This window comes from Ramlibacter sp. (assembly GCF_036383835.1).
Lineage (GTDB): Bacteria > Pseudomonadota > Gammaproteobacteria > Burkholderiales > Burkholderiaceae_C > Ramlibacter.
This window is the reverse complement of record NZ_DASVNN010000158.1, coordinates 1-11,489: the sequence shown is the minus strand read 5'-3', so window position 1 is coordinate 11,489 and position 11,489 is coordinate 1. Positions and strand designations below refer to the sequence as shown.

Below are 11,489 nucleotides of genomic sequence, written 5' to 3'. Positions count from 1 at the left end.
CAACCCCAGCTCCCTCACGAATTCAACACCGCCCCAGCGCCTCGCACAGGTCCATCGTCGCCTTCGCCTGGTTCATCGTGTAGAAGTGGATCCCCGGCACGCCGCCGCGGATCAGCCGCTCGCACAGGTTCGAGACCACTTCCTGGCCGAAGGCCTTGATCGAGGCCGCATCGTCGCCATAGCTTTGCAGCCGCAGCCGGATCCAGCGCGGGATCTCCGCGCCGCACGCATCCGAGAAGCGCAGCAGCTGGCTCGAATTGGTGATCGGCATGATGCCCGGCACCACCGGGATCTCCAGCCCCAGCTTCCGCACCTCGTCGACGAAGCGGAAATGCGAATCGGCGTTGTAGAAGTACTGCGTGATCGCGGAATCCGCGCCCGCGCGCACCTTGGCCGCGAAGGCCTGCAGGTCGGCCTGCGGCGACTTCGCCTGCGGATGCGTCTCCGGGTAGCAGGCCACCTCGATGCGGAAGGCGTCGCCCGTCTCCGCGCGGATGAACTCCACCAGGTCGCTCGCGTACTGGAACTCGCCGCCGATGCCGTAGCCGCTGGGCAGGTCGCCGCGCAGGGCCACCAGGCGCTTCACGCCCATGGCCTTCAGCTGCGCGAGCTGGTCGCGCACCTTGGCGCGCGTGGCGCCGATGCAGGAGAAGTGGCTGGCGGCATCGACGCCCTCGGCGAGGATCTCGCCGACCGTCGTGAATGTGCCCGCGTGGGTGGAGCCGCCCGCGCCGTAGGTCACCGAGCAAAACTCGGGCTTGAGCGCATACAGCTGCTTGCGCGCCGCGCGCAGCTTGTCCGCGCCGTCGGGCGTCTTGGGAGGGAAGAATTCGAGACTGATGGGAAGCATCACTGGCTCCTCGTCCGTGCATGCAAAAAGAACTCGCGGTTGCCGTCGCCGCCCGCGATCGCGCTGTCGTGCCAGCCGATCACGTCCAGCCCCAGCTCCGCGCAGGCGTCGCGCAGCCGGCGTTCCACCACCGCGTACAGCGACGCATCGCGCACCACGCCGCCCTTGCCGATCTGCCCGGGCTGCAGTTCGAACTGCGGCTTGGCGAGCATCAGCAGCCGGCCGCCCGGCCCGAGCAGCGGCACCAGCGCGGGCAGCACCAGCGTCAGCGAGATGAACGACAGGTCGCCCACCACGAGGTCGAAGTCGCGTCCGACCTGCTGCGGCTCCAGCTCGCGCGCGTTGAGCTTCTCGATCGCGACGACGCGGCCGTCCTTGCGCAGCTTCTCGTGCAGCTGGCCGTGGCCGACGTCGATGCCGGTCACGCGGGCCGCCCCGTGCTGCAGCAGGCAATCGGTGAAGCCGCCGGTGGATTGGCCCACGTCGAGGCAGGTCCAGCCGGTGGCGTCGAGGCCGGCGGCGCGCAAGGCGCCTTCCAGCTTCAGCCCGCCGCGCGAGACGTAGCGCGACTCGGCCGCGTCCAGCAGTTCGAGCTGCGCCGCCTCGGGCAGCGCATCGCCGTTCTTGGCGACGCGCTTCCAGCCGGCACCGTCGAACCACTGCACGCCGGCCGCGATCAGGCGCTGCGCCTGCGAGCGCGAGGCGGCGAGGCCGCGTTCGACGAGGAGTTGGTCGGCGCGCATGGGCGACTTCGTCATTCCCGCGAAGGCGGGAACCCAGGGCATTGGAAGCCCTGGGTCCCCGCCTCCGCGGGGACGACGATCAATAGCGATACGTATCGGCCTTGTACGGGCCTTCCTTCTTCACGCCGATGTACGCCGCCTGCGCGTCGGTCAGCACGGTCAGCTGCGCGCCGAGCTTGGACAGCTGCAGGCGCGCGACCTTCTCGTCCAGGTGCTTGGGCAGCACGTAGACCTTGCCGTTCTCGTAGGCGTCGGGCTTGGTGAACAGCTCGATCTGCGCCAGCGTCTGGTTGGCGAAGGAGGAGGACATCACGTAGCTGGGGTGGCCCGTGCCGCAGCCCAGGTTCACCAGGCGGCCCTTGGCCAGCAGGATGATGCGCTTGCCGTCCTCGAAGATCACGTGGTCGACCTGCGGCTTGATCTCTTCCCACTTGCACTTCTTCTCGAGCGACGCGACGTCGATTTCGTTGTCGAAGTGGCCGATGTTGCAGACGATGGCCTGGTCCTTCATCTTCGCCATGTGCGCGTAGGTGATGACGTCCTTGTTGCCCGTGGTCGTCACGAAGATGTCGGCCTTGTCGGCGGCGTACTCCATCGTCACCACGCGGTAGCCTTCCATGGCGGCCTGCAGGGCGTTGATCGGGTCGATCTCGGTGACCCACACCTGGGCGGACAGCGCGCGCAGGGCCTGGGCCGAGCCCTTGCCCACGTCGCCGTAGCCGGCGACCACGGCGACCTTGCCGGCGATCATCACGTCGGTGGCACGCTTGATGCCGTCGACCAGCGATTCGCGGCAGCCGTACAGGTTGTCGAACTTGCTCTTGGTGACCGAGTCGTTGACGTTGATCGCGCGGAACTTCAGCAGCCCCTTGGCCGACATGTCCTGCAGGCGGTGCACGCCGGTGGTGGTCTCCTCGGTCACGCCGACGATCTGGGCGGCCTTGCGGCTGTACCAGCTCGGGTCTTCCTTCAGCTTGGCGCGGATGGCGGCGTGCAGGATGCGCTCTTCCTCGGAGGAGTGCGTGTCGATCAGCGACAGGTCCTTCTCGCAGCGCTGGCCCAGGTGCATCAGCAGCGTCGCGTCGCCGCCGTCGTCCAGGATCATGTTCGGGCCTTCGCCCTCGGTGCCCTTGGCGCCGAAGTCGAAGATGCGGTGCGTGTAGTCCCAGTACTCCTCCAGCGACTCGCCCTTCTTGGCGAACACCGGGGTGGCATTGGCGGCGATGGCGGCGGCGGCGTGGTCCTGGGTGGAGAAGATGTTGCACGAGGCCCAGCGGACCTTGGCGCCGAGCGCTTCCAGCGTCTCGATCAGCACGGCGGTCTGGATCGTCATGTGCAGCGAGCCGGTGATGCGCGCGCCCTTCAGCGGCTGGGCCTTGGCGAATTCCTGGCGGATCGCCATGAGGCCGGGCATCTCGGTCTCGGCGATGCGGATTTCCTTGCGGCCCCAATCGGCCAGGGAGATGTCGGTGATGGCGCTGTCGGCGGGGGCGACGGGCTTGAGAACGGCGTTCATGGCGGCTCCGGGTCTGAAAATGGTGGAGCCCACTCCCCGGAGGTCTCACCGCACGGAAGAGTGGGTGAGCGTCGTTGCATGGTTAGCCGAGCCTCGCGTCCTGGGCGGACGCTGCAACGCTCCTCGGTTGGGGCGATTCTAAGCGGAAAGCGCTCGCCAGCCGGGCCGGCGGCGGCTATCACCCCACGGGACCCATTGCAAAGGGTACAAAGCGCCATGCCTTCAGCCGCCCTGCCCGTCCCGCCCATCGAACCGATGCTCGCCAAGATCGCGGAGGCCCTGCCGACGGAGCCCGGCTTCCTGTTCGAGCCCAAGTGGGACGGCTTCCGGGCGCTGGTGTTCCGCGGCGAGCAGACCTACCTGCAGAGCCGCGACCTGCGGCCGCTGAACCGCTACTTCCCGGAGCTGGAGAAAGCCCTGCACGAAGCCCTGCCCAAGGGATGCGTGCTCGATGGCGAGATCGTGATCGCCACGCCCGGCGGCCTCGATTTCGACGCGCTGCAGATGCGGCTGCACCCGGCCGCCTCGCGCGTGGCCCGGCTGGCCAAGGAAACGCCGGCGAGCTTCGTCGCCTTCGACCTGCTGGGCGCCGGCGGCAAGTCGACCATGGACCTGCCGCAGACCGAGCGCCGCGCCCGGCTCGAGCGGCTGCTCGGCAAGGCGAAGCCGCCGCTGCACCTGACGCCCGTCACGCGCGACCGCGCGCAGGCGGAAGAGTGGCTGCAGAAGTTCGAAGGCGCCGGGCTGGACGGCGTGATCGCCAAGCTCGAGTCGGCGACCTACCAGCCCGCCAAGCGCGCGATGCTGAAGATCAAGCACGCGCGCACCGCCGACTGCGTGGTGGCCGGCTTTCGCTGGTACAAGGACCGCGACGACGCGGTCGGCTCGCTGCTGCTCGGGCTGTACGACGAGGCCGGCGTGCTGCAGCACGTGGGCGTGACGTCTTCCTTCACCATGGACATGCGCAAGCAACTGGGGCAGGAGCTGGAGCCGCTGCGCAAGAACGCGCTGCAGGACCACCCCTGGCGCGAATGGGCCGGCGCGGCGGCGGGCGACGCGCAGCGCATGCCGGGCGCGCAGAGCCGCTGGAGCGGCGGCAAGGACCTGAGCTGGGAACCGGTGAAGCCCGAGCGCGTGGTGGAAGTGAAGTACGACCACCTGCAAGGCGACCGCTTCCGCCATGCCGCGGCGTTCCTGCGCTGGCGGCCGGACAAGCCGGCGCAGGAGTGCCGCTACGACCAGCTGGAGGTGACGACGCCGTTCGAGCTGGCGAAGGTGTTCGGGGCCTAGGTTGGGCGTCGGGGTTCGGCTTCGCCGCTCACCGCCGACCTCCGAAAGCTTGTCATTGCGGGCTTGACCCGCAATCCATGGATCCCGGGTCAAGCCCGGGATGACAGACTGGATCGCTTGAAGCAGTCGATGGCGTGATCGTCGACGATGCCGACGGCCTGCATCCACGCGTAGACGATCACCGGCCCCACGAACTTGAAGCCGCGGCGCTTCAGTTCCTTCGAGATCTCCTCGGACTTCGGCGTGCTCGCGGGCACGTCCTTGCCGTTGCCCGCCAGCACCTTGCCGCCGGTGAACGACCAGCAGAACTCCGCGAAATCCTCGCCCCGCTTCGCCATGTCGCAGTAGATCTTCGCGCCGGCGATCGTCGCCTCGATCTTGGCGCGAGACCGGATGATGCCCGCGTCCTGCAGCAGCTTGTCGACCTGCTTCTCGCCGAAGCGCGCCACCTTCTCCGGCTCGAAGCCCGCGAAGGCTTTGCGGAAGGCTTCGCGCTTGTGCAGGATGGTGCGCCAGGACAGCCCCGCCTGGAAACCCTCCAGCATCAGCATCTCCCACAGCATGCGCGGATCGCGCTGCGGCACGCCCCACTCCTCGTCGTGGTAGCGCGCCATGAGGGCGTCGTCGCCCTGCGCCCAGGCGCAACGCTTCACGCCAGCACCGCCACCTTCTTGCGCTCGATCAGGCTGAAATCGATCTCCGCCCCCAACCCCGGCCCGCCAGGCGCATGGACCATGCCTTGCGCGTCGATCTCGATGTCCCGCGCCAGCCCGTACTTCTGCGACTCCGCCGGCAGCAGCACCTCGAAGAATTCGGTGTTCTTCAGCGCCATGATCACGTGCAGGTTGGCCACGTTGTTCAGCGAATTGCCGCCGTGGTGCACCTCGAAATTGAGGTGGAAGGCCTCCGCCAGGTGCGCCACCTTCATCAGCCCGGTGATGCCGCCCTTCACCGCGACGTCGCCGCGCAGGTAGTCGGTGGCGCGCTCCTTCACCCAGGGCGTGAACGAGTCGAGACCGCCCGCCGGGTACTCGGTCGCCATGATCGGGATGTGCAGGTGCTTGCGCAGTTCGAGGTAGTTGTAGATGTCGTTGTCGGCCAGCGGGTCCTCGTACCAGTAGTAGCCGAGCTCCTCGGCGGCCTTGCCCACGCGCAGTGCCGCCGGATAGTCGTAGCTCCATGCCGCGTCCAGCATCAGCAGGTAGTCGTCGCCGACGGCCTTGCGCACGGCCTCGCACACGCGGATGTCCTCGCGCCACGATTGCGGCGGATGGATCTTGTACGCGACGAGGTTCTGCGCCTTGTAGTGCAGTGCTTCCTCGGCGTACGCGCCGGGGCTCGCCAGCACCGCGGAACTCATGTACGCCGGCACCTTGTCGCGGTAGGTTCCCAGCAGGTTGTGGATCGGCAGGCCGGCGGCCTGGCCCGCGATGTCCCACAAGGCGACGTCGACCGCGCCGATGCTGCGCACGGTGGTGGTCCGCACGCGCTTCCACATCGCCTGGTACAGCCGCTCGCGCTGCAGCGGGTCCTGCCCCAGCAGCAGCGGCTTGAGCACGCGGATCAGGCTGCCGCCGTCGGAGTCCGCGGGAAAGAAGGCGGAGCCGAGGAAGGCGTGGCCGGTGAGCCCCTGGTCCGTCTGGATCTTCAGCAAACCCAGCTTGCTGGCGCCCGAGAACTTGCCGGTGTGGGCGCCGTAGCTGGTCGCCGGGATGTCGTCCCAGGCGAACAGCGTCAGCGAGACGTCGGTGATCTTCATTCGATGCGGATGTTGGCTTCGCGAATGAGCTGGGTCCACTTGGCCACCTCGCTCTTCACCAGCGTGCTGAACTGGTCCGGCGTGCTGGCCACCACTTCCACGCCCTGGTCGTGGAAACGCTTCACCACGTCCGGCTCCTTCAGCAGCGTGACGATGTCGCGATTGAGCTTCTCCACCACCGGCCGCGGCGTGCCGGCCGGCACCTGCATGCCGAACCACACGTTCACCTCGTAGCCCGGCACGCCCGCTTCCGCCACCGTCGGCACGTCCGGCAGCAGCGCCGAGCGCTGCAGGCCGCTGACGCCGATCGCCTTCATCTTGCCGGCCCTGATGTGCTGGACCACGTTCGGCACGTTGTCGAACAAGGCGTCGATCTCGCCCGCCAGCAGCGCCGTCACCGCCGGCGCGCTGCCCTTGTAGGGGATGTGCGCCAGCTTCGCGCCGGTCATCTTCATGAACAGTTCCATCGACAGGTGGTTCGAGGAACCGGAGCCGGTGGAGCCGAAGTTCATCTTGCCCGGATTCTTCTTCGCGTACTCGATGAACTCGCGCACGTTGGACACGGGCAGGTCGTTGCGAACCACCAGCGCGTTCATGGTGCTGCCGGCCCACACCAGCGGCTGGAAGTCCTTGAGCGCGTCGTACGGCAGGTTGGCGCCGTACAGCCCGGGCAGCGCCGAGAAGGGCAGCGGCGTGATCAGGATGGTGTAGCCGTCGGCCGGTGCCTTGGCGACGAACACGTTGCCCAAAGTGGTGTTGCCGCCCGGCTTGTTCTCCACCACCACGGACTGGTTCCACGCCTTGGCCAGCTTCTCCGAGGACACGCGGGCCAGCGTGTCGTTGAAGCCGCCGGGCGGATAGGGCACCACGAATTTCACGCCGCGATCGGGGAAGCCCTGCGCCGACGCGCTCGCCGCCACGATGCCCAGGAACGCCGCCGCCAGCAGGCGGATCAAGCCATGTCGCATGTCGTCTCCTTGTGTCTCAGAACTTCACCACGTAGCCCGGGCCGTCGATGGACGGGTACTTGTCGAACAGTGCTTCGTCCACTTCCACGCCGAGGCCGGGGCCTTGCGGCGGCTCGACGCAGCCGTCGGCACCGATCTCGAAGATGCTGCCGAACATGTCGCGGAAGGGATTGAACTTCGAGACGCAGGCTTCGAAGTAGCCCGAGTTCTCGGTGGCCGCCATGAAGTGCAGCGTCGCCGCGTGGTTGAGGCCGGTGGCGGAGCTGTGCGGATGCACCGGGATGCGCCAGGCCGAGGCGATGGCGGCGATGCGCACGGCCTCGGTGACGCCGCCGCACTTGGACAGGTCGGGCTGCCACACCTGCACGGCACCGGCTTCCAGCAGCTGCGCGAACTCGAAGCGGGTGTAGTGGTTCTCGCCGGCGGCGATCGGCACCAGCGGCGTGATCTTCGCCGCTTCGCGGTAGGAGGCGAAATCGTTGCAGGCGAAGGGCTCCTCGAGCCAGCCGGCGCGGATGTCGGCCAGCACCGGCAGCACGCGGCGCGCGTCGGCCATCGTGTAGACCGTGTTGGCGTCGGCCAGGATGTCGATGCGGTCGCCCAGCACCTTGCGCACGTGCAGCGCACGTTCGATGTCGACGGCGGCGCTGTCGCCGAAGCGCAGCTTGATGGCCTTGTAGCCGCGCTCGACGTAGCTCTGCGCCTCGTCTGCCAGCGACTCCTTGGGCTGGTAGCCGAGCGAGATGCCGCCCGCGTACGCCGGCATCCGGCGGCGCGTGCCGCCCAGCAGTTCGTACAGGGGCATGCCGGCCGCCTTGCCGCGGATGTCCCACAGCGCCATGTCGATGCCGGACAGCGCCAGCGCGGCACCGGCCCCGAGTCCGTGGCTGGACAGCTGCATGCGGTGCACGCGCTGCCATGCGCCGACCACGTCGGTGGCCTGCATGCCGACCAGCATCGGCGCGATCGTGCTGTGGATGAGGCTGGTCACGGCGCCCGGGCTGCGCCCCGGGTGCGCCTCGCCGTAGCCGGTGATGCCGGCGTCGGTCTGCACGCGCACGACGATCGCGTCGCGCTTGGTGGTGCTGCCGACGCCCATGGTGACGGTCTTGCCTTCCGGCAGGCGAAAGGAAATGGGGGTCGCCTGGATGGCGGTGATCTTCATGGAACTTCCCTCGACGACGGAGAGCCAGTCTAGCGAGGGCGCGGGCGACCCGGCACGGGGTCTTCCATGAGCGCGCCGTCCACGCGCCTGCGCTAGCGGAACACTTCGGGATTCACGACGCTGGACGGACGCTCGCCGCGCAGCAGCGCCATCAGCGTCGCGATGGCCTGCTCGCTCATGGCCCGCATGCTGGTGTCGCTGATGCCCGCCACGTGCGGCGTCAGCAGCAGGTTGGGCGCGTCGAACACGGGCTCGCCGCCGGTGAGCGGCTGGCGGTCGTGCACGTCGAGCGCGGCGCCGCCCAGCCGGCCTTCACGCAGCGCGCGCAACACCGCGTCGGTGTCGATCACGGGACCACGGGCCACGTTGACGAGGATGGCGCCGGGCTTCATCGAATCCACCGTCGCCGCGTCGACGAGTCCGCGAGTCTGCTCGGTGAGCGGGCAGCACAGCACGACGACGTCGGACTGCGCGAACAGCGCGTCCTTGCCGGCCGCTTCCACGCCCGGCGGCAGGCTCTCCGGCCGGCGCGTGAGCCCCAGCACGCGCATGCCGAGCGCGCTGGCGACGGCCGCCAGGCGCGAGCCGATCGCGCCGACACCGACGATGCCGCAGGTGCCGCCGGCCAGTTCCGTGCCGCTGTCGGCGAAGGGACGGGCCGCGGCCCAGCCTTCGCTGCGCAGGCGCGCATCCATCGTCGCCAGCCCGCGCCGCAGGTGCAGCATCGCCGCCAGGCAGTATTCGACGACCGTCTGCGTGTTGGACCCCGGCAGGTTCGCGACCGGGATCCCGCGCGCCGTCGCGGCCGCCACCGGGATCATGTCCAGGCCGACGCCGTGCCGCACGATCGCACGCAGCCGGGGCGCGTGGTCGAACAGGTCGGGCGGCAACTGCGCGCGCACGACCAGTGCGTCGACATCGGCGACGAGGCGCTTCAGCGTGGCGGGGCTGGTATCCGGGGCCAGCAGCAACTCGCACTGCGCGGCCAGCACGGGCTGCAGCTCGGGGTGGATGGGGTTGGTGAGGAGGACGCGGGGGCGGGTGTTCGGCACGATCGCATCGTGCCATAGCCCCAGTCCGTCATTCCCGCGAAGGCGGGAATCCAGGGCTTCCGCTTTCGAAGCTGCCGGCGCGCCGGCGGGCTCTGACGCCCTGGGTCCCCGCCTGCGCGGGGATGACGGTCATTGCGGCAGCACGCAGGGCCGCCCGCCCGCCCCGCGCAGATCCCCCCTCCGCCACGGCCAGGTAAAAGTTCACGAGGTCCAGCTTGCTGTCCCCGGCCTCCGGAATCAGCAGCCTGGTCGGGCTGGTCACGACGACCGCCCGGCCGTCAATCTCCAGCGCGATCTCGTCCTTTGCCCGTGCCATGCCACCGGTTCTACAGCGGCATGGGAAAATGCGGGGTCAGACGCGGCCGTGTGTTCCATGCACGGCCGCTCTCATGTCCGGAGTTCCCCCTTGTCGTCCGCCCCCGCCCTCTCCACCGAAGTCCGGCGCCGCCGCACCTTCGCCATCATTTCGCACCCCGACGCGGGCAAGACCACGCTGACGGAAAAGCTGCTGCTGTTCTCCGGCGCGATCCAGATCGCGGGCGCCGTGAAGGGCCGCAAGGCCTCGCGCCACGCGACATCCGACTGGATGGAGATCGAGAAGCAGCGCGGCATCTCGGTGGCGTCCTCGGTGATGCAGATGCTGTACCGCGACCACGTCGTGAACCTGCTCGACACCCCCGGCCACAAGGACTTCTCCGAAGACACCTATCGCGTGCTGACCGCGGTCGACGCCGCGCTGATGGTGATCGACGCCGCCAACGGCGTGGAAGCGCAGACCCGGCGGCTGATCGAGGTCTGCCGCCAGCGCGACACGCCCATCATCACCTTCGTCAACAAGATGGACCGCGAGGTGCGCGAGCCGCTGGACATCCTCGACGAAGTCGAGCGTGAACTGGGCATGCCCTGCGTGCCCATGACCTGGCCCGTGGGCAAGGGCAAGAGCTTCGGCGGCATCATGAACCTGCGCACGCAGGCCATGACGGTGTTCGAGGCGGGCAGCGAGCGCCGCCCGCAGGACTTCGACGCCATCCCGCTGTCCGACGCCGCGGAGCTGAAGAAGCGCTTCGACGCCGAATACGACGCGGCGGCCGACAGCATGGAGCTCGCCGCCGGCGCGTCGCCCGAATGGGACCACGCCGCCTTCCTCGCCGCCAGGCAGACGCCCGTGTTCTTCGGCTCCGCCGTCAACAACTTCGGCGTGATGGAAGTGCTGGACGCACTCGTGGACCTGGCGCCGGCGCCGCAACCGCGCAAGAGCAACGCGATCGTGAACCGCCAGCCGGTCGAGCGCATCGTCGCGCCCGACGACGGCGCCTTCTCCGGCGTGGTGTTCAAGGTGCAGGCCAACATGGATCCCTCGCACCGCGACCGCATCGCCTTCGTGCGCCAGGCCTCGGGCAAGTACACGCCCGGCATGAAGCTGAAGGTGCAGCGCACCGGCAAGGAACTGCGGCCGACCTCGGTCGTCACCTTCCTGTCGCAGCGGCGCGAGGCCGTGGACGAGGCCTACGCCGGCGACATCATCGGCTTCACCACGCACGGCGGGGTGCAGCTCGGCGACACCATCACCGACGGCTCGGTGAGCCTGCAGTACACCGGCCTGCCCTTCTTCGCGCCCGAACTGTTCCAGGTCGTGGTGCTGAAGAACCCGTTGCGCACGAAACAGCTGCAACAGGGCCTCGCCCAGCTCGGGGAGGAAGGCGCGATCCAGGTGTTCCGCCCGCACGTGGGCGGCCCGATGCTGCTCGGCGCCGTCGGCCAGCTGCAGTTCGAAGTGGTGCAGCACCGCCTGGCCAGCGAGTACGACTGCGACGTGCGGATGGAAAGCTGCCCGTACACCGGCGCGCGCTGGATCACGGCCGACACGCCGGCGGAGCTCAAGGCCTTTACCGATGCTTACCCGCAGCGCCTGGCGCTGGACGCGGCGGATGCGCTGGCCTTCCTGTGCACCTCGCCCTACGACGTGCGGCTGGCGCAGGAGCGCTTCCCCAAGATCCACTTCCACCTGCTGCGCGAGCACGCCGGCCTGGCTCTGCAGAGCGCGGGCTGACGCGCGGCCCCACGGCCCGCGCGCCGGCGGCAATAATCGCCGGTCCCAACGAAGTGCCTTTCATTCCATGAAGAAGACTTCCCTGCTCCGTTGCGC

Annotated in this window: 11 protein-coding genes and 1 riboswitch; of the genes, 2 read left to right on the top strand and 9 right to left on the bottom strand. The window is 68.8% G+C overall.

The features are described from left to right. Positions 1–22: 22 nt before the first annotated feature. From metF to ahcY, 3 genes are all read right to left on the bottom strand, one after another. On the bottom strand, positions 23–853 hold the full coding sequence (gene metF, locus VF522_RS24140; RefSeq protein ID WP_330910890.1) for a methylenetetrahydrofolate reductase [NAD(P)H]: 831 nt from the start codon (positions 851–853) through the stop codon (positions 23–25). Then, positions 850–1,593, bottom strand: a complete 744-nt coding sequence (locus VF522_RS24135; protein ID WP_330910889.1) for a TlyA family RNA methyltransferase — start codon at positions 1,591–1,593, stop codon at positions 850–852. Before VF522_RS24135 ends, metF begins: the two co-directional genes overlap by 4 nt. Before the next feature lie 79 nt (positions 1,594–1,672). After that, the gene (gene ahcY, locus VF522_RS24130) at positions 1,673–3,109 is read right to left on the bottom strand and encodes an adenosylhomocysteinase (RefSeq protein ID WP_330910888.1); all 1,437 of its coding nucleotides are present in this window, start codon (positions 3,107–3,109) and stop codon (positions 1,673–1,675) included. Between the two features lie 59 nt (positions 3,110–3,168). After that, a riboswitch (S-adenosyl-L-homocysteine riboswitch) is annotated at positions 3,169–3,240 on the bottom strand. 85 nt (positions 3,241–3,325) lie between these two features. Between ahcY and VF522_RS24125 the strand changes: the two genes are divergently transcribed. Beyond that, a complete protein-coding gene (locus tag VF522_RS24125; protein WP_330910887.1) occupies positions 3,326–4,399 on the top strand; it encodes an ATP-dependent DNA ligase in 1,074 nt (357 codons plus the stop codon). A gap of 89 nt (positions 4,400–4,488) precedes the next feature. Here the strand turns inward: VF522_RS24125 and VF522_RS24120 are convergent, their stop codons facing one another. The 6 genes from VF522_RS24120 to VF522_RS24095 all read right to left on the bottom strand — a co-directional run bounded on the left by VF522_RS24120 (position 4,489) and on the right by VF522_RS24095 (position 9,659). After that, entirely contained in the window at positions 4,489–5,052 is a 564-nt protein-coding gene (locus VF522_RS24120; protein WP_330910886.1) for a DNA-3-methyladenine glycosylase I, read from the bottom strand. After that, positions 5,049–6,158 carry an enolase C-terminal domain-like protein gene (locus VF522_RS24115; RefSeq protein WP_330910885.1) on the bottom strand — a complete coding sequence of 370 codons (1,110 nt, stop codon included), beginning with the start codon at positions 6,156–6,158 and terminating at the stop codon, positions 5,049–5,051. Before VF522_RS24115 ends, VF522_RS24120 begins: the two co-directional genes overlap by 4 nt. Beyond that, positions 6,155–7,126, bottom strand: coding sequence for a tripartite tricarboxylate transporter substrate binding protein (locus VF522_RS24110; RefSeq protein WP_330910884.1), 972 nt, complete (start codon positions 7,124–7,126; stop codon positions 6,155–6,157). The genes VF522_RS24115 and VF522_RS24110 overlap by 4 nt, the downstream gene beginning before the upstream one ends. Positions 7,127–7,142: 16 nt before the next feature. Continuing rightward, complete coding sequence (locus VF522_RS24105; RefSeq protein ID WP_330910883.1) at positions 7,143–8,291, bottom strand: mandelate racemase/muconate lactonizing enzyme family protein; 1,149 nt, start codon at positions 8,289–8,291, stop codon at positions 7,143–7,145. A gap of 92 nt (positions 8,292–8,383) precedes the next feature. After that, positions 8,384–9,343, bottom strand: a complete 960-nt coding sequence (locus VF522_RS24100; RefSeq protein WP_330910882.1) for a hydroxyacid dehydrogenase — start codon at positions 9,341–9,343, stop codon at positions 8,384–8,386. Between the two features lie 28 nt (positions 9,344–9,371). Further along, the gene (locus tag VF522_RS24095) at positions 9,372–9,659 is read right to left on the bottom strand and encodes a hypothetical protein (protein ID WP_330910881.1); all 288 of its coding nucleotides are present in this window, start codon (positions 9,657–9,659) and stop codon (positions 9,372–9,374) included. Positions 9,660–9,749: 90 nt separating this feature from the next. On the opposite strand from VF522_RS24095, the gene VF522_RS24090 reads away from it, so the two are divergent. After that, a complete protein-coding gene (locus tag VF522_RS24090; RefSeq protein ID WP_330910880.1) occupies positions 9,750–11,393 on the top strand; it encodes a peptide chain release factor 3 in 1,644 nt (547 codons plus the stop codon). Positions 11,394–11,489 lie beyond the last annotated feature (96 nt).